This is a genomic window from Hylemonella gracilis str. Niagara R (assembly GCF_000600295.1).
Lineage (GTDB): Bacteria > Pseudomonadota > Gammaproteobacteria > Burkholderiales > Burkholderiaceae_C > Hylemonella > Hylemonella gracilis_A.
Window position 1 is genome coordinate 1,005,865 of sequence record NZ_JEMG01000001.1, and the last position, 22,577, is coordinate 1,028,441.

27 protein-coding genes and 1 tRNA gene are annotated in these 22,577 nt (G+C 65.2%); 11 read left to right on the forward strand and 17 right to left on the reverse strand.

Going from position 1 to position 22,577, the window contains the following annotated elements; genetic code table 11:
• Nucleotides 1-14 precede the first annotated feature (14 nt).
• The 3 genes from argJ (at nucleotide 15) to AZ34_RS04555 (ending at nucleotide 2,746) form a co-directional block, all read left to right on the forward strand.
• On the forward strand, nucleotides 15-1,259 hold the full coding sequence (gene argJ, locus AZ34_RS04545) for a bifunctional glutamate N-acetyltransferase/amino-acid acetyltransferase ArgJ (protein ID WP_035605269.1): 1,245 nt from the start codon (nucleotides 15-17) through the stop codon (nucleotides 1,257-1,259).
• Between the two features lie 109 nt (nucleotides 1,260-1,368).
• Entirely contained in the window at nucleotides 1,369-2,250 is an 882-nt protein-coding gene (locus tag AZ34_RS04550) for an ATP-binding protein (protein ID WP_035605272.1), read from the forward strand.
• A gap of 82 nt (nucleotides 2,251-2,332) precedes the next feature.
• Complete coding sequence (locus AZ34_RS04555; RefSeq protein ID WP_035605275.1) at nucleotides 2,333-2,746, forward strand: NUDIX domain-containing protein; 414 nt, start codon at nucleotides 2,333-2,335, stop codon at nucleotides 2,744-2,746.
• Between the two features lie 183 nt (nucleotides 2,747-2,929).
• Here AZ34_RS04555 and AZ34_RS04560 read toward each other — a convergent pair whose 3' ends face one another.
• Complete coding sequence (locus AZ34_RS04560) at nucleotides 2,930-3,355, reverse strand: hypothetical protein (RefSeq protein ID WP_035605279.1); 426 nt, start codon at nucleotides 3,353-3,355, stop codon at nucleotides 2,930-2,932.
• 93 nt (nucleotides 3,356-3,448) lie between these two features.
• Complete coding sequence (locus AZ34_RS04565; protein ID WP_035605283.1) at nucleotides 3,449-4,057, reverse strand: glutathione S-transferase family protein; 609 nt, start codon at nucleotides 4,055-4,057, stop codon at nucleotides 3,449-3,451.
• An 88-nt stretch (nucleotides 4,058-4,145) separates the two neighbouring features.
• Between AZ34_RS04565 and AZ34_RS04570 the strand changes: the two genes are divergently transcribed.
• On the forward strand, nucleotides 4,146-5,105 hold the full coding sequence (locus AZ34_RS04570) for a helix-turn-helix transcriptional regulator (RefSeq protein ID WP_035605286.1): 960 nt from the start codon (nucleotides 4,146-4,148) through the stop codon (nucleotides 5,103-5,105).
• A 37-nt stretch (nucleotides 5,106-5,142) separates the two neighbouring features.
• Here the strand turns inward: AZ34_RS04570 and AZ34_RS04575 are convergent, their stop codons facing one another.
• The 12 genes from AZ34_RS04575 to AZ34_RS04630 all read right to left on the reverse strand — a co-directional run bounded on the left by AZ34_RS04575 (nucleotide 5,143) and on the right by AZ34_RS04630 (nucleotide 14,105).
• Nucleotides 5,143-5,364, reverse strand: a complete 222-nt coding sequence (locus AZ34_RS04575; protein WP_035605289.1) for a DNA gyrase inhibitor YacG — start codon at nucleotides 5,362-5,364, stop codon at nucleotides 5,143-5,145.
• 14 nt (nucleotides 5,365-5,378) lie between these two features.
• Nucleotides 5,379-6,134, reverse strand: a complete 756-nt coding sequence (gene zapD / locus AZ34_RS04580) for a cell division protein ZapD (RefSeq protein WP_035605293.1) — start codon at nucleotides 6,132-6,134, stop codon at nucleotides 5,379-5,381.
• Between the two features lie 77 nt (nucleotides 6,135-6,211).
• Nucleotides 6,212-6,880 carry a dephospho-CoA kinase gene (gene coaE, locus AZ34_RS04585; RefSeq protein ID WP_155831721.1) on the reverse strand — a complete coding sequence of 223 codons (669 nt, stop codon included), beginning with the start codon at nucleotides 6,878-6,880 and terminating at the stop codon, nucleotides 6,212-6,214.
• A 5-nt stretch (nucleotides 6,881-6,885) separates the two neighbouring features.
• Complete coding sequence (locus tag AZ34_RS04590; RefSeq protein WP_035605296.1) at nucleotides 6,886-7,839, reverse strand: prepilin peptidase; 954 nt, start codon at nucleotides 7,837-7,839, stop codon at nucleotides 6,886-6,888.
• A gap of 6 nt (nucleotides 7,840-7,845) precedes the next feature.
• Nucleotides 7,846-9,081, reverse strand: coding sequence for a type II secretion system F family protein (locus tag AZ34_RS04595; protein ID WP_035605298.1), 1,236 nt, complete (start codon nucleotides 9,079-9,081; stop codon nucleotides 7,846-7,848).
• A 164-nt stretch (nucleotides 9,082-9,245) separates the two neighbouring features.
• On the reverse strand, nucleotides 9,246-10,559 hold the full coding sequence (locus tag AZ34_RS04600; protein ID WP_035605302.1) for a hemolysin family protein: 1,314 nt from the start codon (nucleotides 10,557-10,559) through the stop codon (nucleotides 9,246-9,248).
• Between the two features lie 145 nt (nucleotides 10,560-10,704).
• Nucleotides 10,705-11,064, reverse strand: coding sequence for a hypothetical protein (locus tag AZ34_RS04605; RefSeq protein WP_035605306.1), 360 nt, complete (start codon nucleotides 11,062-11,064; stop codon nucleotides 10,705-10,707).
• Between the two features lie 35 nt (nucleotides 11,065-11,099).
• A complete protein-coding gene (locus AZ34_RS04610) occupies nucleotides 11,100-11,816 on the reverse strand; it encodes an anti-sigma factor (protein WP_035605309.1) in 717 nt (238 codons plus the stop codon).
• Nucleotides 11,813-12,382: a sigma-70 family RNA polymerase sigma factor gene (locus tag AZ34_RS04615; RefSeq protein WP_035605312.1), complete on the reverse strand. Its 570-nt coding sequence runs from the start codon at nucleotides 12,380-12,382 to the stop codon at nucleotides 11,813-11,815. The genes AZ34_RS04610 and AZ34_RS04615 overlap by 4 nt, the downstream gene beginning before the upstream one ends.
• Nucleotides 12,383-12,461: 79 nt before the next feature.
• Entirely contained in the window at nucleotides 12,462-12,833 is a 372-nt protein-coding gene (locus AZ34_RS04620; RefSeq protein ID WP_035605315.1) for a hypothetical protein, read from the reverse strand.
• Between the two features lie 188 nt (nucleotides 12,834-13,021).
• Nucleotides 13,022-13,098: transfer RNA gene (locus tag AZ34_RS04625), tRNA-Pro, on the reverse strand.
• A gap of 56 nt (nucleotides 13,099-13,154) precedes the next feature.
• Entirely contained in the window at nucleotides 13,155-14,105 is a 951-nt protein-coding gene (locus AZ34_RS04630; protein WP_035605318.1) for a polyprenyl synthetase family protein, read from the reverse strand.
• Nucleotides 14,106-14,471: 366 nt separating this feature from the next.
• Here AZ34_RS04630 and rplU point away from each other — a divergent pair, with 366 nt between their 5' ends.
• The 4 genes from rplU (at nucleotide 14,472) to proB (ending at nucleotide 17,386) form a co-directional block, all read left to right on the forward strand.
• Nucleotides 14,472-14,783 (forward strand): 50S ribosomal protein L21, encoded by a 312-nt coding sequence (rplU, locus tag AZ34_RS04635; protein WP_006296171.1) that lies wholly within the window; start codon nucleotides 14,472-14,474, stop codon nucleotides 14,781-14,783.
• A 12-nt stretch (nucleotides 14,784-14,795) separates the two neighbouring features.
• The gene (rpmA, locus tag AZ34_RS04640) at nucleotides 14,796-15,053 is read left to right on the forward strand and encodes a 50S ribosomal protein L27 (protein ID WP_035605322.1); all 258 of its coding nucleotides are present in this window, start codon (nucleotides 14,796-14,798) and stop codon (nucleotides 15,051-15,053) included.
• Between the two features lie 117 nt (nucleotides 15,054-15,170).
• Entirely contained in the window at nucleotides 15,171-16,247 is a 1,077-nt protein-coding gene (gene cgtA, locus AZ34_RS04645; protein WP_035605325.1) for an Obg family GTPase CgtA, read from the forward strand.
• Nucleotides 16,244-17,386: a glutamate 5-kinase gene (proB, locus tag AZ34_RS04650; RefSeq protein ID WP_035605328.1), complete on the forward strand. Its 1,143-nt coding sequence runs from the start codon at nucleotides 16,244-16,246 to the stop codon at nucleotides 17,384-17,386. The genes cgtA and proB overlap by 4 nt, the downstream gene beginning before the upstream one ends.
• A 59-nt stretch (nucleotides 17,387-17,445) precedes the next feature.
• Here the strand turns inward: proB and AZ34_RS04655 are convergent, their stop codons facing one another.
• Nucleotides 17,446-18,144 carry an RNA pyrophosphohydrolase gene (locus AZ34_RS04655; RefSeq protein WP_035605331.1) on the reverse strand — a complete coding sequence of 233 codons (699 nt, stop codon included), beginning with the start codon at nucleotides 18,142-18,144 and terminating at the stop codon, nucleotides 17,446-17,448.
• A 114-nt stretch (nucleotides 18,145-18,258) separates the two neighbouring features.
• Between AZ34_RS04655 and AZ34_RS04660 the strand changes: the two genes are divergently transcribed.
• Nucleotides 18,259-20,004, forward strand: coding sequence for a proline--tRNA ligase (locus AZ34_RS04660; RefSeq protein ID WP_035605335.1), 1,746 nt, complete (start codon nucleotides 18,259-18,261; stop codon nucleotides 20,002-20,004).
• A 24-nt stretch (nucleotides 20,005-20,028) separates the two neighbouring features.
• On the opposite strand, the gene AZ34_RS04665 is transcribed toward AZ34_RS04660, so the two are convergent.
• Nucleotides 20,029-21,027 (reverse strand): AAA family ATPase, encoded by a 999-nt coding sequence (locus tag AZ34_RS04665; RefSeq protein WP_035605337.1) that lies wholly within the window; start codon nucleotides 21,025-21,027, stop codon nucleotides 20,029-20,031.
• 178 nt (nucleotides 21,028-21,205) lie between these two features.
• On the reverse strand, nucleotides 21,206-21,526 hold the full coding sequence (gene grxD, locus AZ34_RS04670) for a Grx4 family monothiol glutaredoxin (RefSeq protein ID WP_035605340.1): 321 nt from the start codon (nucleotides 21,524-21,526) through the stop codon (nucleotides 21,206-21,208).
• A gap of 62 nt (nucleotides 21,527-21,588) precedes the next feature.
• Between grxD and AZ34_RS04675 the strand changes: the two genes are divergently transcribed.
• A complete protein-coding gene (locus AZ34_RS04675; protein WP_035605343.1) occupies nucleotides 21,589-22,068 on the forward strand; it encodes an FKBP-type peptidyl-prolyl cis-trans isomerase in 480 nt (159 codons plus the stop codon).
• A 39-nt stretch (nucleotides 22,069-22,107) separates the two neighbouring features.
• Nucleotides 22,108-22,530, forward strand: a complete 423-nt coding sequence (locus tag AZ34_RS04680) for a VOC family protein (protein ID WP_035605346.1) — start codon at nucleotides 22,108-22,110, stop codon at nucleotides 22,528-22,530.
• Nucleotides 22,531-22,577: the final 47 nt, after the last annotated feature.

Here is a 22,577-nt window from a genome sequence, read left to right on the forward strand (position 1 = left end):
GAAAGAGTTTTCTTATGCCCGTCAACCTCTCTGCACCGAACCCCGCTGAACTCTTGCCCATCGCGGGCGTGCGCATCGGTGTCGCCGAAGCCGGCGTGCGCAAGGCGAATCGCAAGGACCTGACGGTCTTTCTGCTCGACGAGGGCGCGACGGTGTCCGGCGTGTTCACGCAGAACCGTTTCTGTGCCGCACCGGTGCAGATCTGCCGCGAACATCTGGCGCACCCCGGCAACCACATCCGTGCCTTGCTGATCAACACGGGCAACGCGAACGCCGGCACCGGCGCCGATGGCTTGCAGCGTGCACGCGCAAGCTGTGACGCGCTCGCCAAGCATCTGAACGTCGCGCGTGAGCAGGTTTTACCCTTCTCGACCGGTGTCATCATGGAGCCGCTGCCGCACGACCGCATCATCGCGGGATTGCCGGCGGCCTTGGCCGATGCGAAAACCGACGCCTCGGGCGTGCAATGGCTGCGCGCCGCCGAAGGCATCATGACCACGGATACCCTGCCCAAGGCCGTCAGCGCGCGCGCCGAGATAGGCGGCGTGGCCGTCAGCATTACAGGCATCAGCAAGGGCGCGGGCATGATCCGTCCGAACATGGCGACCATGCTGGGCTACCTTGCCACCGATGCGCGGGTCAGTCCCACCGTTGCGCGGCAACTGGCATTCGAACTCGCCGAGGGCTCCTTCAACCGCGTGACGGTGGACGGCGACACCTCGACCAACGACTCCTTCATCCTGATCGCGAGCAACCAGGCCGCGCACGCCGAGATCACCTCGCTCGACAGCGTCGAGGGCCGCGCGCTCAAGGACGCACTGCTTGGCGTGGCGCGCCAATTGGCCCAGGCCCTGGTGCGTGACGGCGAGGGCGCGACCAAGTTCATCACCGTGCGGGTGGAAGGTGGCCGGACCGCCGAAGAATGTCGCTTGGCCGCCTATGCGATCGCGCATTCGCCCCTGGTCAAGACCGCGTTTTATGCGAGTGACCCCAATTTGGGCCGCATCCTCGCCGCCGTGGGCTACGCCGGCATCACCGACCTGGACCAGGGCGGCATCGATCTTTACCTGGATGATGTGCACGTGGCCGTGAAGGGCGGACGCCACCCCGAATACCGGGAAGAGGATGGCCAGCGCGTGATGAAGCAGAGCGAAATCACCGTGCGCGTGGTGCTGGGGCGCGGGCAGGCCGAAGACACAGTCTGGACCTGCGACTTCAGCCACGACTACGTGTCCATCAACGCCGACTATCGGAGTTGAATACCCCCAGGCTGCGCGCACTGCGTGTCGCTACGCCACCCCTGGCAGGGGTTGCACCCAGCAGCCCGGCAAAGCCGGTCCTGCGGGTGCCCGCGAATAAACTCTCACCATGAACGAACAATTCCTACGTCTGCTGGAACGCGCGGAACAGGTGCTGGCGCGCGTCGAGGCGATCCTGCCTTTGCCCTCGGGCGCGTTCGCGCAGCCGGACTGGGCCGCGTCCATCGCGTTTCGCTACCGCAAACGCAGTTCGGGCCAGGGGCTGATCGAGCCCGTGCGCCATGTCGGGCGCATGCAGCTGGACGATCTCAAGGAAATCGAGCCGCAGAAGGACAAGATCCTGCGCAACACCGAACAGTTCGTGCGCGGCTTGCCCGCCAACAACGTGCTGCTCACGGGCGCGCGCGGGACCGGCAAGTCCTCGTTGATCCGTGCCTGCCTGCACGCTTATGCCGACCAGGGTCTGCGCCTGATCGAGGTCGACAAGAGTGATCTGGTGGACCTGCCTGACATTGTGGAAGTGGTTGCGCAGCGGCCCGAGAAATTCATCATCTTCTGCGACGACCTCAGCTTCGAGGACGGCGAGGGCGGCTACAAGGCGCTCAAGTCCATCCTCGACGGCTCGGTGGCTGCGGCCACGCCGAACGTGGTGATCTACGTGACGAGCAACCGCCGCCACCTGCTGCCCGAACACATGAAGGACAACCTGAGCTACACCACCAGCGAGGACGGCGAAATCCATCCGGGCGAAGTGGTGGAGGAGAAGATTTCCCTCTCCGAGCGCTTCGGCCTCTGGGTGAGTTTCTACCCCTTCAGCCAGGACGAGTACCTGAGCATCGCCGCGCAGTGGCTGCGTTCCTTCGGTGTCGGCGAAGCCGACATCGCGAAAGCGCAACCCGAGGCGCTGGTTTGGGCGCTGGAGCGTGGCTCGCGCAGCGGGCGCGTGGCCTACCAGTTCGCGCGTGATTACGCTGGGCGGCACGGCGCATGACCTCCTCAGGCGCGTTACGCCGTTCATACGCCGCGGCCCGAGGAGGTCGGGCTCTCTCGTGCACGGCCCAGCGGAGCCCTGCATGACCGAACCCCGCCAGCACACCGAGGTCGCCGTCGGCATCCTGATCCGGGACGACGGTGCGCTGCTGCTGTCCAGCCGGCCCGAGGGCAAGCCCTACGCCGGTTACTGGGAGTTCCCGGGCGGCAAGCTGGAGGCGGGTGAAACCGTGGTCCAGGCGCTGCGGCGCGAGTTGATCGAGGAATTGGGCGTGACCATCGCCGACGCCGAGGTCTGGAAGGTCACCGAGCACGACTACCCGCATGCCCTGGTGCGACTGCACTGGTGCAAGGTGCGCGCCTGGTCGGGCGAGTTCGAGATGCGCGAAGGCCAGCAGATGGCCTGGCAGACCTTCCCGCTCACGGTGTCACCGGTGTTGCCGGGCGCTTACCCAGTGCTGGACTGGCTGGAAGCGGAGTATTCCCGAAATCCCTAGGGTGGTGTTTGCCTGCCTTGTCTCTGGCGCATGGCGTCATGGGCTTGGCGACCACTTTTCATACGATTCGCTGCGCGCATGCAAATCGTTGGGTTCACCAAGCCCATGTCACCGAGGGCTGGTGCACGGATGGCATGCCGGCGAACGAAGAAGCCACGCCGTTTCAAGCGTGCCAGGGGATCGTTATTTCTTCAGATAGACGGCCTGCTGCAGCCCTTTGGTGATGTCCCGGTTCAGATTGCCCAGCCATCCCTTGGGCTGACTTGGGGACTTGCTCTCGCTGCTCGTCCCTTGGTTGTAGAGGCGGTAGCCCACGCAATAGGCTTGAATCTGCTTGTCTGAAATCAGATACGTGACGGTGGCTTCATTGTTGCGATGGTTGAGGTAGATCACCACACGCCCGACCGAGTCTTCCTTGATGGTCCAGTCGCGGCCCATGGAGGCCATGACGACCGTCTTGTTCACTTCCTGTGCCGTCAGCTGGGGCGGTACCTCGATGCTGAAAGCCAGTTCGCCCTCCGGTGTCTCGGTGGCGTGCGCTGGCACCAGTGGCAGCAGCAGCCCCGCGAAAATTGCGACGAGCACTGCCCAGAATTTTTGACGCATCATCCCTTTTCTCCAGTTGGTTGAAACCGCTGGGCGATCCCTGCACACCCAGGGCGGTGCGTGCATCTTAATCTTTGCGAGACGTTTTGCCGCAGTTCACGCGTCGATCTGCATCGCCGGCCGCGCCTGCACGCGCGCGAGCCAGGCCTTGACGTGCGGGTGCACGTCCACCGGCGCCCCGACATAGACGCTGTAGCCGATGACGGAACCCACCACCAGGTCGACCAGCGAATAGTCCGCGCCCAGCATCCAGGGCTGCGCGGCCAGGCGTGCATCCAGCAGGGCCAGCAATTGGTCCAGTCCCTGGCGGGCGGCTTCGGCATGCGCAGAGTGGCGCAGCGCTTCATCGCCTTGCGTGCTGACCTGCAGGCGCACGAGCACCGCGCCGTAGGTGACGTAGGACCAGACACACCAGGACATGGCCTGCAGGTGTTCGGGCGTGCCGCCTTTCGGCCACAGTCCGCGTTCCACGCCGAAACTGTGGCCCAGCCACAGATGGATGGCCAGGGCCTCGAACATGGGCGCGCCGTTCACGGTCAGGGTCGGGACCTTGCCGTTGGGGTTGAGCGCCAGGTAGTCCGGGCGGCGTTGCTCACCCGTCTGGATGTCGATCTTCACGCGTTCGTGGGGCACACCCAACTCGGTCAGGGCGCAGGCGATGGGGGTGGCGCTGGACATGGGGTGCCAGTACAGGACGATGGACATGGAAAGCTCCTTGGAGGTGGTTGAAGTGGGTGCACTGTAGGTGTCATTGCGGACAGTTTTGGCCCTCAATGAAAGGTACAGTCGGGCCATGCTGAGTTCCTCCTCTCGCCTGCTGCGTCTGCTTTCCCTGCTGCAAACCCGCAGCCATTGGGGCGGCAGTGAACTGGCTGAGCGGCTGGCCGTGCACCCCCGCACCCTGCGGCGCGACATCGACCGGCTGCGCCAGCTCGGGTACCCAGTGCACGCGAGCAGCGGCGTGGCAGGGGGTTACGCCTTCCGGGCCGGCCAGGCCTTGCCGCCCCTGATGCTCGATGACGAGGAGGCGCTGGCGGTGTCGATCGCCTTGCGCACGGCCACGGCGGGTGCGGTCGGCGGCATCGAAGAGCCCGCCTTGCGCGCGCTGGTCAAGCTGGAGCAGGCCATGCCCGTGCGCCTGCGCCGCCGCGTGGATGCGCTGCGCTCGGCCATCCTTCCCCTGGACCGCGCCGGCCCCATTGTGGATGCCACGCTGCTGGCCACTCTGGCGGCGGCTTGTCGCGATCAACTGCGACTGAACCTGAGCTATACCGATATCAGGGGACGCAGCGCCTTGCGCAGGCTGGAGCCACAGGGCGTGGTGCACACTGGCCAGCGTTGGTACCTCGTGGCCTGGGATCTGACGCGCGCGGACTGGCGCACTTTCCGCATTGACCGCATCGTGGGTGAGCCGGTGGTGGGCGCGCATTTCGCGCCACGCGCCGGGCCCGAGGGCGGCGATTTGCGCGCCTACGTGTCGCGCTCCCTGGCAGTGGCGCCTTACCCGGAGCAGGCGCGTGTGGTATTGCACGCATCGCACGAGGTCATGGCGCGCCGCATTCCACCCTCGGCCGGTGTGGTGCAGGTGCTGGATGCCCAGCGCTGCCTGCTGGAGTGGGGTGCGCACGGGCTGGACCCGCTGGTGTACTGGCTGCTGGCGTTGGACGTGGATTTCGAGGTGCTGGAACCACCGGCCCTCAAGGACCGCCTGCGCGTGGCCGGGGAGCGGGCCGCGCGCTGCACGCGGGCTTGACGCCCGGACTTGAAAAGGCGTTAACCCCGGGGCGGCGTCACTGCAGCCGCGGGTCGCCGTACTGCTCGTCTTCCGGTGGCGCCTCGGTGGGCACGCGAAAGCTCTCACTGGCCCAGGCACCCAGGTCCACTTTCTTGCAACGGTCGCTGCAGAAAGGGCGGTAAGGGTTGCTGGGTGCGTAGATGCTGTCGCCACCACAGCGCGGGCAAGGGACCACGCGGGCCTGCGGCGGCGGCGTATCACTCGGATACCGATTCATCGCGGGAATCCAGCTCAGGCGCAGAGGGTCAGCTCGAAGCCCGTATCCTCGGTGCTGGCGTGCAGGCGGTCGTTGTCGTCCTTGCGCATGAGGCGGATCGACAGCATCAGCCGGTTGCCGCTGATCTCGGGGATGAGCCCCAGCGTTGGGTCGATCACCAGGCGCAGCAGCTGGAAGGCGCGGCCCTGAGGCAGGGCTTGTTGGTATTGGCCGCCGTTGGCCAGCACCTTCTGCGGCACGCCCGAATCGCGCTGCAGCGTGAGCAACAGGGTGATGGCAGCCGCCAAAGGCGTCAGGGGGCTGATCCAGCGGTGCAGATCGGCGCGCCGGCGTTCGGCGCTTTCGTTCTGCCAGGCGAAGTAGGCGGGCAGGTCGAAGGCGCAGGCCCCGCCGGGGATGTTGATGCGGCTGCGGATGCCCATCAGCCACTCGTTTTCCATCAGCATGGCGCCGGTCTTGCCCGTCAGGCTGGTGAGCTGGCCGTAGCTTTCGTCGAGTTGCTGCAGCACTTCGTCCAGCACGGCCTGCGCGATGCCGGGCTTGTCGCGATAGGTGTTGAGCAACTGCTTCTGCTTCTCGAGGTCGCGCAGCACTTCGGCGCGCAGGTCGGAGCGCATGCCGACCTCCATCACCTCGAACAGGCTGGAAAGCGCGTAGTGGTGGTCCAGCGCTTCTTCGCGCGCGACCAGCTCGAGCAGGCGGCGAAACAGACTCTCCAGTCGGAGGTAGGTCCGTATGCGTTCGTTGAAGGGGTATTCGTAAGTGATCACAACTGTTGGCGCGGACTCTGCGGCAATCATAGCCGGGCAATCGGTCCGAGAAGCCCGCACTGCGGGCAAATACCGTGTCAAAAACCTAGCAATGTCACCAAACCAGCGATCTCCGCTTCGAGCACCGCCAGACTGATACCTTCGTTACAAACAACGTGGTCAGCGGCATGCAAGCGCTGTGCCCGGCTGGCCTGTTGCGCGATGATGGCCTCCACCTCGGCACGGGTCAGGCCGCTGCGGGCTATCACCCGCTCGATCTGGGAGGCCGGGGTGCAGTCCACGACCAACACGCGGTCCAGCCGCTCGCGCCAGGGTCGTCGACCGTCCTCACGTTGGACCAGGCTGGACTCCACCAGCAGGGGCACGTCGTAGACGATGCAGCTCGCGCCGGCGGCGACTGCCCGCCGGGTCTGCGCATCGGTTTCCTGGGCGACGAGGGGGTGGACGATGGCCTCCAGCCGCAAGCGCGCCGATGGGTCCGCGAATATCCAGGCGCGCATGCGCGCGCGGTCCAGCGCACCTTCTGCCGTGAGGGCTTGCGCACCGAAAGCCGCGCGCAAGGCTCCGATCGCGGCGCCACCTGCCGCCGTGCTTGCGCGGGATATCGCGTCGGCGTCGATCACCACGGCACCCCGGGCCGCGAGCAGGGCCGCTACCGTGCTCTTGCCGCTGCCGATGCCGCCGGTCAGCCCCAGGCGCAAGGGCGCGAGCGGCATGGCCTGGGAGGAAGATGCGTTCGGCGGCATGGGCTTTATTTCAACATGAGCATCAGATCCGCCAGCCTCAAGCCCAGCGCGGCATACACAAGCTCGTGCCCCAGCGCCATCAGCATCAGGCCCGCGACGGCGAGGAAGGGACCGAAGGGAATGTAAAACGGCGCTTCTTGCGCCGGCTCATCACCTGCTATGCGCGCCGCTGCCCGCCGGTGCAAGCCGAGCAGCAGCAGGCCGATCAGCGCGCCCAGGCTGGAAGCGAACAGCAGCAGAGGCGGCAAGGCTGCCCAGCCCAGCCAGGCCCCGAGCGCGGCCAAGAGCTTGAAGTCGCCCTGCCCCATGCCTTCGCGGCCCGTGACCCAGCGAAAACTGTTGGCCAACAGCCAGAGGCTCAGGTAGCCGATCGCTGCACCCCAGAAGGCATCCGGCAGGGAGGTCCCGGTCCAGCCCAGCGCCGCACCACTCAAGCCCGTCCATAGCAGGGGCTGGGTCAGGCTGTCGGGCAGCAGGTGGGTGTCCCAGTCGATCAGGGCCAGGGCCAGCAGCACGGCGCAGAAGCCGGACCAGGCCAGTGCCATCGGCCACTGCGAGCCGCCCGCTTGGGCCGCGCACCAGGCAAACAGCAGGGCCGTGGCCAGTTCCACCAGGGGGTAACGCAGGCCGATGGCGCCGTGGCAGGCCGAACAGCGGCCCCGCAGCACCAGGTAACTCAGCAGGGGTACGTTTTCATGCCAACGCAGCACATGGCCGCAGCGCGGGCAGTGCGAGCGCGGACCCAGCAGGGAGAGCACGGGCTCCGAAGACTCAGGCGCTGAGGGGGCGTCGGAACTTGCCGCCGACGCCGCAGCGAGCTCGGCCTGCCACTGTTTTTCCATCATTCGGGGCAAGCGATGGACCAGCACATTCAGAAAACTGCCGATCAACAGGCCCAGCAGCGCGAAAGCCCCGATCCAATCCGCGTCCGGCGCGGTGATGCCCACGGTCAAGTGCATTTCTCCTCAGACGATCTGGCCCAGCTGGAAAATCGGCAGGTACAAGGCGACCACGATCCCGCCAATGACGAGCCCCAGCAGCAGGATGATCAGTGGCTCCAGCAGGCCGGATAGCCCCGTCACCAGATCACTGACCTCGGCTTCATGGAAGTCAGCGGCCTTGGCCAACATGGCATCGATCGCGCCGGACTCCTCGCCGATCGCGCACATCTGCAGCACCATCGGTGCGAAGGCTCCGCTGCGTTCCATGGCGACGGCCAGGCTGGTGCCCAGGGTGATTTCTTGCCGGATACGGTCGGTGGCTGCCTCATAGACCTGGTTGTCCGCCGCGCCGCGCACCGCCGTCAGGGCCTGCGCCATGGGCACGCCGGCACCATGCAGGGTGGCGAGCGTGCGTGTCCAGCGCGCCAGGCAGGATTTGTCCAACAGGGGGCCGACCAGCGGCAGTGTCAACACGGCGCGGTCTCGCAGGGCGCGCAGCGCCGCATTGCGACCGAGGGCGCGTCGCAGCAGGTAAGCGCCCGCGCTCAACACACCCAGCAAAGCTGCCCACCAGCGGGCCAGGAAGTCGCTCATGGCCATGAGCAGCAGCGTCGCATGGGGCAGCTCCGCGCCGAAGGAATGGAACACGTCACGGAAGGCGGGGATCACGAAAGCCATGATGAGCAACACCACCAGCAAGGCCGTGCCGACCACGACGGCGGGGTACATCAGGGCCGCGCGGATCTTGGAGTGCAGCGCCAGCGTGCGTTCCAGGTGCAGCGCCAAGCGTTCCAGCATCTGGTCGAGCATGCCCGCCGTTTCACCCGCCTCGACGAGGCTGCAGTACAGGCGATCGAAATGGCGTGGGTGCCGGCCAAAAGCCGCGCTCAGCGTCGCGCCGGCTTCCACGTCGACGCGGACCTGCCGCAGCAAGGCTGTCAGGCTGGCATGGGCACGACCTTGCGCCACGATGTCGAAGCCACGCAGCAGCGGCACGCCGGCTTTCACCATGGCGGCGAACTGGCGGGTGAACAGGGCAATGTCCTTGGCGGTGATCCGGCGGGACGGCGGGTTCCACCAGCGCCGCTGAATCCGGATGGGCAGGATGTCCTGGTCACGCAAGGCCACCCGCACTGCCTGCGTACTGGCCGCGCGCAATTCGCCGTGGACCATGCGGCCAGAGGCATCTTCGCCCGTCCAGATGTACAGGACGGGGGTAAGCGCGCGAGGGGCGTTGCGGGGAGGCGCGGCTTTGCTCATGCGTTCATCTTCGTCGATCCGTCGCGTGCCGTGAACGCGGCGCTGGTTTTGGAGGCATGCACGGCCTTCCAAGCGGTCAGCCCCGCCGTGTTGAGCGATGAAAGACCGGGCGGCTTCGTCAGCCTGGCGGCATGAGCACATCTGCCCTGTCATGCCCGATTCGCTCAGGTTTCGGCAGGATCGTCCAACCCCCGCTCCGAGACGCGGGTCGCCAGCACTTTGTCGATGGTGCGTCCGTCCATGTCCACGATTTCCAGGCGCCAGTTTTCCCAAGTCACGACGTCCGCCGTCTGCGGAAGGCGTCCCGTGAGCAACATCATCATGCCGCTGAGTGTGTGATAGCGGCCCCGCTCCTCGTCGGGAACCGCCGCCAGGCCGAGGCGATCCTTGAGCTCCGGAACGGGGATGTGGCCATCGAGCAGCCAACTGCCGTCCTCCCGCTGGACTGCCCACGAAGTCGCGGGATCACGCGGGCTGAATTCACCCGTGATGGCTTCGATCAGGTCCTGCAGGGTGACGATGCCCTGAATCTCGCCGTATTCGTCGATGACAAAGGCCATCTGCATGTCGGACTGGCGGAAGTTGTCGAGCAACTCCATGCCCGTGATGGTCTCGGGGACGTACAGCGGGGACTGCAAAGTCTGTTCGGCCAGTTCGCGACGCTCGCCGCGCAAGGCCCGGGCGAGCCATTGGCGGGCATTGATGACGCCCACCACATGACCGATGCCGCCCTTGACGACGGGAAAGCGCGCATGATCGGACTCCTCGATCCTGGCCATGTTGGCTTCGAAACTCTGTTCCAGGTCCAGAACCACCACGTCGCCACGCGGCACCATGAGGGAGGTGATCTGGCGGTCATCGAGCCGGAACACATTGCGCACCATCGCGTGCTCGTGGGACTCGATAACGCCCGCGGTCGTGCCCTCGGCCAGCATGGCGTGGATTTCCTCCTCGGTCACCGCGTTGGCCGCGTTTTCCTGGACGCCCAGCAGCTTGAGCAGGCCCCGCGTGGAGACCGTGAGCAGTTGCACGAAGGGCTTGGTGGCTGCGGCCAGCCAATTGATGGGGCGCGCTACGAGGCGGGCAAACGTCTCAGGGTAGGTCTGGCCCAGACGCTTGGGCACCAGTTCACCCACCACGATGGAAAAGTAGGTGATGAACACGACCACCAGGGCCGTGGCCGTGATCTGGCTGTAGCTGAGCGGCATGCCCATCGACACCAACCAGGTTGACAATGGCGCGGCCAGGGCCGCCTCGCCGACGATGCCGTTGAGCACGCCGATGGACGTGATCCCGATCTGAATGGTCGACAGGAAACGCGTGGGGTCCTCGCCGAGCTTCACGGCGGCGATGGCCGCCCGGTCGCCTTCGTCGATGAACTTTTGCAGACGGGCCTTGCGGGCGGACACCAGTGCCAGTTCGGACATGGCAAAAAGGCCATTCAGCAGGATCAAGGCAATCAGTAAGGCAATTTCCATGGGGGTGCTAAGTCAAGTGAGCCTTTGAAACGGGGCTGCGAAACCGAGTGTGCGCAAGTTCAGGATCAAGGCGAAATTGCGGGTCCAGGCGTGGCCCGCGAGGGAGTCGGGGGCGCGACCGATCGGGCGCTGGCCTGAACTGACCTCAGGCCACGGCGCAGGCGCAAGGAGGACGCTGCAATCCTTCCAGCGTGGGAGGGGCGAACTTGAGCGGCGCCGATGTGCTCGGTTGGCCAGGCGCACGGTCGGTACTGTGCCCGCTCACATGGGCTTGGACTGTGTCCGGCAGATCAGGCTGGCCATCGGTCAGCCCGTGATCTGGTGTGAGGTCCAGTTGCTCCACGTGCTGCTGTGGGTGGGTGGCGCCGCTGGCTTCGGTGGACGAGGAACCGGCAAACACCCGGTCCGGGATGTCTTGGCCCAGCGCATGGAATTGACCGAAGGCGAAAAGAACTACGCTTGCAAAAAAATGCAATGTCAGGATGGCGATGGGCCAACGGCGCATGATCTGGCGATTGTAGGACCTGCCCTGCCTGATCCTCAGCGCCAGAGCTTGCCACAGAGCCCGCGGTACACGAAGGGTTGGGTCGGCGCGCGAGGTTGCGTGCCCAGGGGTTCCGTCGACACGGCAAGTTCCACGGCGGTGAAGAACAGCTGTTCAGCGGGAACGTCCAGCGTCATGTGGGTCCATGGGCCGTTGTCCAGGGGGCCCAGCGGCGCCATGGCACCCGCCTTGTCGATGCGCCACAGGTACAAGGTCTGCCCTGGCGGGACGTGGACAGGCGTGACCTGCTTGATGTCCACCACCTTGCCTGCGCGCAGGCTGGAGACGATCAGCCCTGTTTGCCCCTGCGCCGTGGCGAGCACGCCCACGTAGCTGTCGGGCAGTTGCACGCCCCGTCCTGGGCTGCCCTGGGCCTGCCACAGGATGGGCAGGGCGGTGCCCAGCATCAAGCCCAGGGCCAAGGCACCGGCGGGCAAGGGCGTCAGCAGATGCCGCCACCAGGCAGTCCGGGGCACAGCAGGCGTGGTCGTGGCTGCGGCGATCCGGTGCCAGAGCCTGGTGCTCGGGGGCAAGGGCACAAGCTTGTCGTACAGCGGCGCCAGGCGGGTCGTCCATCGGTTCACCGCATCGACCAAGGCGGGTTGGCCTTGCATCACGTTTTCGAAGCGCCTGCGGGCTTGGCCCTGCAAGGTGCCCGCCACATAGGCAGCGGCCAACAAATCAATGGCTGATGGATTGCGGTACCAGTTCATGCCAGCGCCTCCATGCATCCTTTCAGTCGCATCAGGCTGCGCCGTGTCCAGGCTTTGATGGTGCCCAAGGGGCGTTGCATGCGCAGGGCGATTTCGGCGTGGGTCAGACCCTCGTAGAACGCGAGCAGCAATGCCCGCCGGGGTTCGGATTCCAGCCTTTCCATGCAGCGTCCCAAGCGCGCATCGTCCTCATGGCCCAGCAACTGCTCCATGGGAGAGGCGCCCTCGGCCGCGATGTCGTGCGTGCTTTCGTCGCCGGATGCGGTGCGCCATTGCAGCGGTTCTTCCGGCCTGCGTCTGCGCAGCAGATCTATGGCTCGGTGCCGCGTCACCACGCAGAGCCAAGCCAGTGTCCGGTGCTCGCCAGGCGCGGCTGCGGCGGATCGGTTCCAGATTCCGACAAACACCTCCTGCAGCACATCCTCGGCCAAGGCGCGATCCTGGGTCACGCGCCAGGCCACCGCCATCAAACGCCCGGCGACCCGACGGTAGAGCGACTCCAGCGCCTGTGCATCGCGCAAGGCCACGCGCGCCAGCAAGTGACTGGTTTCGTCTCCGTCGTCCATCTGGGCAGGGTCCCGGGTTGAGATGGGTCGAGCATACCGCGCCGGCATGCTCGACCATCCCCGAGCGCGGGCGAAGGTCTTACTTGGTTTCAGGCTTGACCACATGCCAAACGCCACCTTGGCCATCGCCATTGCGATCACCCGGCTTGGCGTCCCCGGCGTAGTAGTACAGCGGCTTGCCATTCACCGTCCACTGGCGTGCACCGCCGCTGGCGCTGATCAAGCCGAATTCGCCCTTGGCCACGGCTTCGGGCTTGGCGAGGAAAGCCGGCCATGCACTGAGGCAGCCGCCGGTGCAATTGCTTTTGCCGGGTTCATCCTTGTCGAAGGTATAGACCGTGCGGCCCCCCGCGCCGGTCAGCACGCCATCGCGCACGACCAATTGGGCCTGGACGGCGCCGCTGAGCAAGGCCGAAATTGCGCAAGCGGCGATGAAGATGCTCTTTTTCATGAAGTGTGTCCTGTCATATCTGGTTGTGGAGTCGCACCATTGCGACTCTGCTGACAGAACGCCGCGATTGCTCATCTGGATGCAGGCATCTGAATTTTTTTGGTGACCGGTGGCACCAGGGCGGCATCCACGGGGCCCAGAAAATGAAAAGGGTTAGCAGCCGCTTGGCTGCTAACCCTTGAATTTGCTGGTCGGAATGAGAGGATTCGAACCTCCGACCCCTTCGTCCCGAACGAAGTGCGCTACCAGACTGCGCTACATTCCGACTGGTTCAAGGCAGGGCGTCGATGGGGATGCCCTGCCTTGCGGTTGTTTGACGCATCAAGACTGACGCGCAAGCAACTGAGTCGCCAATTGTACCAAACTGGCGCTGTATGGATTGACTGGCAAGCCCTGTGCCGCTGCGATGGCGCGCTCGGCTTCCCGGCTCGCGGCGGCGCGGGTCACGTCCAGAGCGCCGGTACGGCGCACGATATCTATCACCTCCTGCAGCACCTGGGCATTGCGCGCTTCGTCGTCGCCCAGACCGCTTTCAATGGCACCGCGGATCAGTTGCCGTTCCGACTCGGTACCGCGTTGCATGGCGGCAATCAGGGGCAACGTGGCCTTGCCTTCGCGCAGATCGTCGCCCAGGCTCTTGCCCATGACGGAGGCGTCGCCTGCATAGTCCAGCACATCGTCGATGACCTGGAAGGCCGTGCCCAGGGCTTGGCCGTAGTCGGCACAGGCAGTCTCAAGTGCTGCGTCGGCCCCCGCCAGGATGGCACCGCAGCGGGCGCTGGCTTCGAACAGTTTGGCCGTCTTGGAGCGGATGACATGCACATAACCGGCCTCGTCCAGGTCGGCATTGTGCATGTTCATCAGTTGCTGCACTTCGCCCTCGGCGATCACGTTGGTGGCCTCGGCCAGCACCTCCATGATGCGCATGCTCTGCGCTTCCACCATCATCTGGAAGGCGCGGGAATACAGAAAGTCCCCCACCAGCACGCTGGCCGGGTTGCCGAAGGCCTCGTTGGCGGTGGCGTTGCCCCGCCGCAACTTCGAGTCATCCACCACATCGTCGTGCAGCAGGGTGGCGGTGTGGATGAATTCCACCACGGCGGACAGCGCATGACGGCGCGGGCCCTGGTAACCCAGCGCGCCGCTGACCAGCAGCAGCAGGGCCGGGCGCAGGCGTTTGCCGCCCGCGCCAATGATGTAGCGGGCCACTTGGCCCACCAGCGGCACGCCCGAATCAAGTCGCTCGCCGATGACCCGGTCCACTTCCCGCATGTCGTCGGTGATCAGGGTGAGCGGGGAGGGTGCGGATGGGGAGGACACGACAGTGGATCGAAGCAAGCGATAGAAGAGCGGGATTATAGGAAGCAGGGTCATCACCCCGCTCGGTTGGAGCGCCGGTTCGTGGCAGATGCGACCCCGGCAGGAGCCTGCGGCAGCGTCGATGCGGGAGGGCTGGTCAGTGCTTGGCTAGAATGCGCGGGCCATGCTAGAATCGCCGGCTCCGTGGAAATCCGTCCGCGGGGTGCATCCATGGCGCGGCGCCTAGCGCGGCCCAAGCCGCTGTGTGTCATCGACATGAAGCGCGGCCACGAAAGCCAAGCGCCAAGGATACAGAAACCGATTTCTCAAGAGGTCAATATGTACGCGGTCATAAAAACCGGTGGCAAGCAGTATCGCGTTGCCGCTGGCGAAAAGATCAAAGTAGAACAGATTGCTGCGGACGTGGGCCAGGAGATCGTCATCGACCAGGTGCTGGCCGTCGGAAACGGCGCGGAGCTCAAGGTCGGGACGCCCCTGCTGTCCGGCGCGACTGTCAAGGCCACCGTGGTGGCGCATGGCAAGCACGACAAGGTGCGCATCTTCAAGCTGCGCCGTCGTAAGCACTATCAGAAACACCAGGGGCACCGCCAGCAGTTCACCGAGCTGCAGATCGGCGCCATCTCCGCATAAGGAGCAGCAGACATGGCACAGAAAAAAGGCGGCGGCTCGACGCGAAACGGGCGGGATTCCAAGCCCAAGATGCTCGGCGTGAAGGTGTTCGGCGGTCAGCAGATCAGCGCTGGCGCCATCATCGTGCGCCAGCGTGGCACCAAGTTCCACCCCGGCGTGAACGTCGGCGTGGGCAAGGACCACACCCTGTTCGCGCTGGCGGACGGCGTGGTGTCCTTCTCGACCAAGGGCGCGCTGAGCAAGCACATGGTGAACGTGACCACGGCATGATGCCGGCGGCCTGAACGGCCTTCCAGGGCACTCTCGCACCAAACCCTGCGCCCACGCTGCCCGTGGGGCGCAGGGTTTGTCGTTTCTAATCGCTGAAAACCAACGCACATCCCCGCCATGAAGTTTGTAGACGAAGCCTTGATCGACGTCGCCGCGGGCGACGGTGGGAACGGCTGCGTTTCCTTCCGGCACGAGAAGTACAAGGAATTCGGCGGTCCCAACGGAGGCGACGGCGGACGCGGCGGCCATGTCTATGCCGTGGCCGATCCCAACCTCAATACCCTGGTGGACTTCCGCTACACACGCCGCTTCGAAGCGCAGCGCGGCGAGCACGGCATGGGATCGGACATGTTCGGCGCGGCCGGATCGGACATCACGCTCAAGATGCCCGTGGGCACGCTGATTTGCGACGCTGAAACCGGTGAGGTGCTGTACGAGTTGCTGACGCCGGGCGAAGTCATCACCATCGCCAAGGGCGGTGACGGGGGTTTCGGCAACCTGCGTTTCAAGAGCGCGATCAACCGCGCGCCGCGCCAGAAGACGCCCGGCTGGCCCGGTGAAAAGAAGAGTCTGCGGCTGGAGCTCAAGGTGCTGGCCGACGTCGGCCTGCTGGGCCTGCCCAATGCGGGCAAGTCCACGCTGATCACCGCCATTTCCAATGCGCGGCCCAAGATTGCCGACTACCCCTTCACCACCCTGCACCCCAACCTGGGCGTGGTGCGGGTCGGGCCGGAACAGAGCTTCGTGGTGGCCGATATACCCGGCTTGATCGAAGGCGCGTCCGAAGGCGCGGGCCTGGGCCATCAGTTCCTGCGCCATCTGCAGCGCACGCGCCTGCTGCTGCATGTGGTGGACCTGGCGCCTTTCGACGACAGCGACCCGGTGGCACAGGCCAAGGCCATCGTGGCCGAGCTGAAGAAATACGACACGGCCTTGTATGAGAAGCCGCGCTGGTTGGTGTTGAACAAGCTTGACATGATCCCGATCGAAGAGCGCGAGGCCCGCGTTCAGGACTTCATCAAACGCTACAAGTACAAGGGCCCGGTGTTCCAGATCTCGGCGCTCACGCATGAGGGCTGCGACCTGCTGGTCAAGTCCGTCTACAAGCAGGTGCGGACGCAGCAAAAAGCCGAGCAGGGTCCTGCGCCGGAGGAAGTCGATCCGCGTTTCAAGGATTTGCCTGACGAAGCATGAACCAGCAAGCAACGCAGACACTGCTGCGCGAGGCGCGCCGCATTGTCGTCAAGGTCGGTTCCAGTCTCGTGACCAACGAAGGCCGGGGGCTGGACGAAGCGGCGATTGAGGAGTGGAGTCGCCAGCTCGCCGCCCTGGTGAAGGACGGCCGTGAAGTCATCATGGTGTCGAGCGGCGCGATTGCCGAGGGCATGAAGCGCCTGGGCTGGACGCGTCGCCCCAAGGAAATCCATGAGCTGCAGGCCGCCGCCGCCGTCGGGCAGATGGGGCTGGCGCAGATGTACGAAACACGCCTGCGCGCCCACGGTCTGCCCAGCGCCCAGGTGCTGCTGACACACGCCGATCTGGCCGACCGGGAGCGTTACCTGAACGCGCGCTCGACCTTGCTGACCCTGCTTGACCTCGGCGTGGTCTCCGTCATCAACGAGAACGACACCGTGGTCACGGACGAGATCAAGTTCGGCGACAACGACACACTGGGGGCCTTGGTGGCCAACCTGGTCGAGGCCGACGTGCTTGTCATCCTGACCGACCAGAAAGGTCTCTACACAGCTGACCCACGCAAGGACCCGGCGGCGCAGTTCGTGCACGAAGCCCGCGCGGGCGACCCGGCCCTGGAACAGATGGCCGGTGGTGCGGGCAGCAGCATCGGCAAGGGCGGCATGATCACCAAGATCCTCGCGGCCAAGCGCGCCGCAGGCAGCGGCGCAAGCACCGTGATTGCCTGGGGTCGGGAGCCCAGCGTGCTGCTGCGCCTGGCGCAGGGCGAAGCCATTGGCACCCTGCTGGTGGCTCAAACTGGCAAGACGCAGGCGCGCAAGCAGTGGATGGCCGACCATCTGCAGCTGCGCGGCGCGGTGGTCGTGGATGCTGGCGCTGTGCGCAAGCTGCGCGAGGACGGCAAGAGCCTGCTCCCGATTGGCATGACGGCGGTGGAAGGGGAGTTCTCGCGGGGTGAGGTCATCGCCGTGCGCGATGAACAGGGTGCAGAGATCGCCCGGGGCCTGGCCAACTACGCCAGCGCCGAAGCCCGGCTGCTGTGCCGCAAGCCTTCGTCTGAGATTGAAATCTTGCTCGGCTACATGGCTGAGCAGGAAATGGTGCACCGGGACAATCTGGTGCTGATGAAACCGGCCTGAGCCGCAGCTTTGCCCGGTCCGTTTTCCCGGCCAGGCTGCGTACACGGATCAAGTTCGGATCAAATATCCTTGCGGTCGCCGCAAGCCTCGTCCACGTCAGACTTCATGTCTGGGGGCTGCACATAGGCGGCTTGCGGGTCCGGGTCGAAGCTGGCACCCGGGGGGAGTTCCAGTTCCTGTCCGTGCAAGGCGGGCAGGCCGTTGTTGCGCAGGCTCGGTTCACGACTTTCACGTGAATCGCGCGTCGGGCGCTGTCCCTGGCGCAGGTAACGGTTGCGTTGTTCAGCACGCGGCAGAAAGCGGGCCAATTCCGTCAGCGCCATCTCGTAGACACCGCGCTTGAATTCGATCACGGCCTCCAGCGGCACCCAGTAATCGTTCCAGCGCCAGGCGTCGAATTCCGGATGGTCGGTGGCGCGCAGGTTCAGGTCCCAGTCCTGCCCCAGCAACTGCAGCAGATACCAGATCTGTTTCTGGCCCTTGTAGTGGCCCCGTGCTTCGCGTCGGATGTAGCGGTCCGGCACCTCGTAGCGCAACCAGTCACGGGTCCGGGCGACGATGCGCACATGTTCCGGCTTGAGCCCGACTTCCTCGCCCAGTTCCCTGAACATCGCCTGTTCCGGGGTTTCGCCCCGATCGATGCCGCCTTGCGGGAACTGCCAGGAATGGGTGCGGATGCGCTTGCCCCAGAAAACCTGGTTTTTCTGGTTGAGCAGGATGATGCCGACGTTGGGCCGAAAGCCGTCCCGGTCAAGCATAATCAAACCCCAAATTTTTAAACTGAGTCCATTATGCACGGCCCTTGCGCCGGATCAAAGTGGGCTTCTCTTGTGATCAGGCCTGTTTCGGGCCCCAGTTCTGCCGTTTTCCCCATGAAAGCCTCCCAATTCCTGATTTCCACGCTCAAGGAAGCTCCCGCAGACGCGGAGGTCGTGAGCCACCAGCTCATGACCCGTGCCGGCATGATCAAGAAGCTGGGCGCCGGCATCTACACCTACATGCCCATGGGCCTGCGGGTGATCAACAAGGTGGCGGCCATCGTGCGCGAGGAGATGAACCGCGCCGGTGCCATCGAGCTGACCATGCCGGTGATCCAGCCGGCCGAGCTGTGGCAAGAGACGCGCCGTTTCGAGACGATGGGCCCCGAGTTGCTGCGCATCCAGGACCGCCACGAGCGTGACTTTGTGGTCCAGCCCACCAGTGAGGAGGTGGTGACGGACATCGCGCGGCAGGAGTTCAAGAGCTACAAGCAACTGCCCAGGAACCTGTACCAGATCCAGACCAAGTTCCGCGACGAACGCCGCCCCCGCTTCGGCCTGATGCGCGGGCGTGAGTTCATCATGAAGGACGCCTACAGCTTTGACCGCGACCCGGCCAGCGCCCAGGTCAGCTACCAAGCCATGGCCCAAGCCTACCGCGCGGCGTTTGACCGCTTTGGCCTGCGTTACCGCGCCGTGGCCGCTGACAGCGGCGCCATTGGCGGTGACCTGAGCGAGGAATTCCAGGTCATCGCCGCCACGGGCGAGGACGCCATCATCTACTGCCCGACCAGCGACTACGCGGCCAATATCGAGAAGGCGGAAGCGCTGGCCCCGAAAGGCCCGCGCCCGGCCGCGAGCCAGTCACTGACCAAGACGCCGACCCCGGGCAAGAGCACCTGCGCGGACGTGGCGGTGCTGCTGAACGTGCCGCTGCAGACCACGGTCAAGTCCCTGGTGCTTGCGACCGACGAGCTGAACGACAAGGGCGAGATCGTCAAGAGTCAAATCTGGCTGCTGCTGCTGCGCGGCGACCACGACATGAACGAGGTCAAGGTCGGCAAGCTGCCGGGCTTCGAGCAAGGTTTCCGTTTCGCGACCGAGACCGAAATCGTCGACCACTTTGGCTGCAAGCCGGGCTACCTGGGGCCGCTGAATCTGAAGCAGCCGGTGCGTGTCGTCGCCGACCGCGAAGTGGCCGTGCTGGCCGACTGGATCTGCGGCGCGAACGAGGTGGACCTCCACCTGACCGGCGTGAACTGGGGGCGTGACCTGCCCGAGCCGGCGCTGGTGGCTGACATCCGCAATGTCGTCGAAGGCGATCTGTCGCCCGACGGCAAGGGCGTGCTGGCGATTGAGCGTGGCATCGAGATCGGCCACATTTTCTACCTGGGCACCAAGTACAGCAAGGACATGAACGCGACCTTCCTGGACGAGAACGGCAAGCCCCAGTTCTTCGAGATGGGCTGCTACGGCATCGGCATCACGCGCCTGCCGGCCGCAGCCATCGAGCAGAACCACGATGCCAAGGGCATCATCTGGCCCGATGCCATTGCGCCTTTCACGGTAGTGGTCTGCCCGATCAACCCGGACCGCAGCCCTGAAGTCAAGGCCGCCGCCGATAAGCTCTACACCGAGCTGCTGGCGGCTGGCGTGGATGTGATCCTGGACGACCGCGGCGAACGCCCCGGCGCCATGTTCGCGGACTGGGAGCTGATCGGCGTGCCGCACCGCATCACTATCGGCGACCGCACGCTCAAAGAGGGCAAGGTGGAGTACCAGCACCGCCGTGACACCGAAGCCACGCCGCTGGCCGTGGGCGACGCGGCGGCCTTCGTGCTGGGCAAGCTCAAGCGATGAGCCGCGCCTGCTGCGGCAGGCTAGCTACTGCAGAAAGCCTGCGCGGGTCTTGCCGTTGCCCGCGCGTGGCAGGTCTTCCGCCATCAGCGCGTCGCGTTCGGCCAGACGGGCATTGCCGAAACCCGTCATCAGCGCGCGCCGCATTTCGCGCGGCGCAAGCTCGGCCAGGGCATCCAACACCTCGTCTGACATATCGGGCGCGAAGCGCTGGCCCCAGCCGTGTTCCTCGCGGATCGCATGGTACAGCCGCTGCGCAATCGCGCGCGCCTGCTCGCGCGTGGGCGCGGGCACCTCGAACACATTCATGCGGTTCAGGATGGGGTCGGGAATCGCGCGCTCGTCGTTGGCCGTGCTGATCCAGATGACCTGGCTGGCGTCGATGGCTACCTCGGCGAACTCATCCACGAAGGCGTGCGCCGTGTCGTGCTCCAGCAGGCCGTAGAGCGCGCCCAGCGGGTCGTACTGGGCCTCACCGGCGGCCTTGTCGATCTCGTCCACCACGATCACCGGATTGGCGTACTGGCCGTCCACCAGGGCTTCGAAGACCTTGCCCGGGCGCGAACCCTTCCACTGCGATGAGGCGCCCGAGAGCAGCCAGCCCGCCGTCATCGCGCTCATGGGCACCAGGCTCATGCCCGTGCCGAGCAGGGCGGCGAGTTGGCGCGCGAAATGGGTCTTGCCCACGCCCGGCGGGCCGAGTAGCAGCATGGGCGTGATCTCCAGCCCGTCGCCGCTGTCCTGGCTCAGCGCGACGTGGCGTTTCACGTCATCCAGTACCTCGGTGAAATTGGGCAGGTCGTCGTAGAGCCCGCTCATGTCGGGCACTCCCGCGGGCTTGACCTGGAAGCGTTCCGGTCCACGCTCCAGCATGCGGGCGTAGGTGCTGCGCAGGCTTTCGTGTTCGCGTTCGGGCAGCTTGGCGAGCTTGCGCTCCACCTCGCCGGGCTGGAACACGCTGCGCATGCGCGCGATCGGCAGACGCAAGGCGGGACCTTGCGGAACCAGGGAATGCAGTGACGCCATCTTTGGACTCTCCAGGCAAAAGCCGATCGGCTAAGGCGATGGGGGATCGGCCTGGAAATATTCAAGCACAAGCCGTGCCGGTGCTCAAGATGGCAAAGCCGGGAACCAGGCCCGGCTTGCAGCTTTTTTGAAACGATCAGTGAAGGTGGAGCGAGCTGTCAAGCCTCGCTGCCGCAGCTCAGGCCGTGGCCAGTACCTTCTGCAGTTCGCCGCTCTCGTACATCTCCATCATGATGTCCGAGCCGCCGATGAACTCGCCCTTGACGTAGAGCTGCGGGATGGTTGGCCAGTTGCTGTATTCCTTGATGCCCTGGCGGATTTCATCGTCCTCCAGCACATTCACGGTTTTCACGGTCTTGGGGTCCACGCCGCTGGCCTTGAGAATCTGGATTGCGCGGCCCGAAAAACCGCACATCGGGAAGCTGGCGCTGCCCTTCATGAACAGCAGGATGTCGTTGCTCTTGACGAGCTGGTCGATGCGTTGCTGTGCGTCGCTCATAATTCGTTTCCTCCGGAAGATTCCCGCGATTATTTCACTTCCTTTCTGCGTCTGCATTCACCATGAAAATCACCAAGGACACCGCCGTCACCCTGCGTTACCGCCTCACTGAAGCGAGCAGTGGCCAACTGCTCGAGGACGGCAGCGAACCCAGCGCCTACCTGCACGGTGGCTACGGCAACATCTTTCCCAAGGTCGAGGCAGCGCTGGAGGGCCAGGAAAAAGGCTTCCAGCTCAAGATCACCCTGCCGGTGGAAGATGCCTTCGGCGAGCGCGACGAAAGCCTGGTGCGGGTCATCCCCAAGACGGAGTTCCCGCCCGGGGTGAAGGTTGGCGGCCACCTGGAGGGGCGCAGCGACGACGGCCAGTCCGTGCATTTCCGCGTCGTCAAGATCAAGGGCCCCGAAGTCCATCTGGATGCCAACCACCTGTTGGCCGGTATGGCCCTGAAGTTGGAATGCACTGTGCTCGACGTGCGCGCCGCCACGGCCGAGGAAATCGCCCATGGGCATGTCCACGGCGCCCACGGGCACCAGCACTGAACCGGCGCGACGCAACCACCTTCCATAGCCGCGCAGGTCATGAAACCGCGCCTCACCGTCATCACCCTGGGCGTGGACGACCTGGAAACGTCCCTGCATTTCTACCGCGACGGCCTGGGTTTCGCCACCGAAGGCATCGTCGGCCAGGAGTTCGAGTTCGGGGCCGTGGTGTTCATCCAGCTCCAGCCAAGCTTGCGCCTGGCCCTCTGGCCGCGCAAGAGCATCGCCCATGACACAGGGCTGGCACTGGCTCCGGCCAGCGCGACAGAAATGACCCTGGGCCACAACGTGGGTTCGAAGGCGGAGGTGGACGCGGTCATGGCCCAGGCCCGCGAGGCCGGGGCCAGGATCGTCAAGCCCGCGCACGACACCTTTTGGGGCGGTTACTCGGGCTACTTCCAGGACCCGGATGGCCATCTGTGGGAAGTGGTCTGGAACCCGCAGTGGACGGACCTGGCTTGAAGAAGCGGTGCCTGCCGCGCCTCACCCCGAGCCCGCCCGACGACACG

Bases quoted from the DNA above. Each gene is read 5' to 3' on its own strand.
- argJ (WP_035605269.1), top strand. From the start codon at position 15: ATGCCCGTCAACCTCTCTGCACCGAACCCCGCTGAACTCTTGCCCATC.
- AZ34_RS04550 (WP_035605272.1), top strand. From the start codon at position 1,369: ATGAACGAACAATTCCTACGTCTGCTGGAACGCGCGGAACAGGTGCTG.
- AZ34_RS04555 (WP_035605275.1), top strand. From the start codon at position 2,333: ATGACCGAACCCCGCCAGCACACCGAGGTCGCCGTCGGCATCCTGATC.
- AZ34_RS04560 (WP_035605279.1), bottom strand. From the start codon at position 3,355: ATGATGCGTCAAAAATTCTGGGCAGTGCTCGTCGCAATTTTCGCGGGG.
- AZ34_RS04565 (WP_035605283.1), bottom strand. From the start codon at position 4,057: ATGTCCATCGTCCTGTACTGGCACCCCATGTCCAGCGCCACCCCCATC.
- AZ34_RS04570 (WP_035605286.1), top strand. From the start codon at position 4,146: ATGCTGAGTTCCTCCTCTCGCCTGCTGCGTCTGCTTTCCCTGCTGCAA.
- AZ34_RS04575 (WP_035605289.1), bottom strand. From the start codon at position 5,364: ATGAATCGGTATCCGAGTGATACGCCGCCGCCGCAGGCCCGCGTGGTC.
- coaE (WP_155831721.1), bottom strand. From the start codon at position 6,880: ATGCCGCCGAACGCATCTTCCTCCCAGGCCATGCCGCTCGCGCCCTTG.
- AZ34_RS04590 (WP_035605296.1), bottom strand. From the start codon at position 7,839: ATGCACTTGACCGTGGGCATCACCGCGCCGGACGCGGATTGGATCGGG.
- AZ34_RS04595 (WP_035605298.1), bottom strand. From the start codon at position 9,081: ATGAGCAAAGCCGCGCCTCCCCGCAACGCCCCTCGCGCGCTTACCCCC.
- AZ34_RS04600 (WP_035605302.1), bottom strand. From the start codon at position 10,559: ATGGAAATTGCCTTACTGATTGCCTTGATCCTGCTGAATGGCCTTTTT.
- AZ34_RS04605 (WP_035605306.1), bottom strand. From the start codon at position 11,064: ATGCGCCGTTGGCCCATCGCCATCCTGACATTGCATTTTTTTGCAAGC.
- AZ34_RS04610 (WP_035605309.1), bottom strand. From the start codon at position 11,816: ATGAACTGGTACCGCAATCCATCAGCCATTGATTTGTTGGCCGCTGCC.
- AZ34_RS04615 (WP_035605312.1), bottom strand. From the start codon at position 12,382: ATGGACGACGGAGACGAAACCAGTCACTTGCTGGCGCGCGTGGCCTTG.
- AZ34_RS04620 (WP_035605315.1), bottom strand. From the start codon at position 12,833: ATGAAAAAGAGCATCTTCATCGCCGCTTGCGCAATTTCGGCCTTGCTC.
- AZ34_RS04630 (WP_035605318.1), bottom strand. From the start codon at position 14,105: ATGCGGGAAGTGGACCGGGTCATCGGCGAGCGACTTGATTCGGGCGTG.
- rplU (WP_006296171.1), top strand. From the start codon at position 14,472: ATGTACGCGGTCATAAAAACCGGTGGCAAGCAGTATCGCGTTGCCGCT.
- rpmA (WP_035605322.1), top strand. From the start codon at position 14,796: ATGGCACAGAAAAAAGGCGGCGGCTCGACGCGAAACGGGCGGGATTCC.
- cgtA (WP_035605325.1), top strand. From the start codon at position 15,171: ATGAAGTTTGTAGACGAAGCCTTGATCGACGTCGCCGCGGGCGACGGT.
- proB (WP_035605328.1), top strand. From the start codon at position 16,244: ATGAACCAGCAAGCAACGCAGACACTGCTGCGCGAGGCGCGCCGCATT.
- AZ34_RS04655 (WP_035605331.1), bottom strand. From the start codon at position 18,144: ATGCTTGACCGGGACGGCTTTCGGCCCAACGTCGGCATCATCCTGCTC.
- AZ34_RS04660 (WP_035605335.1), top strand. From the start codon at position 18,259: ATGAAAGCCTCCCAATTCCTGATTTCCACGCTCAAGGAAGCTCCCGCA.
- AZ34_RS04665 (WP_035605337.1), bottom strand. From the start codon at position 21,027: ATGGCGTCACTGCATTCCCTGGTTCCGCAAGGTCCCGCCTTGCGTCTG.
- grxD (WP_035605340.1), bottom strand. From the start codon at position 21,526: ATGAGCGACGCACAGCAACGCATCGACCAGCTCGTCAAGAGCAACGAC.
- AZ34_RS04675 (WP_035605343.1), top strand. From the start codon at position 21,589: ATGAAAATCACCAAGGACACCGCCGTCACCCTGCGTTACCGCCTCACT.
- AZ34_RS04680 (WP_035605346.1), top strand. From the start codon at position 22,108: ATGAAACCGCGCCTCACCGTCATCACCCTGGGCGTGGACGACCTGGAA.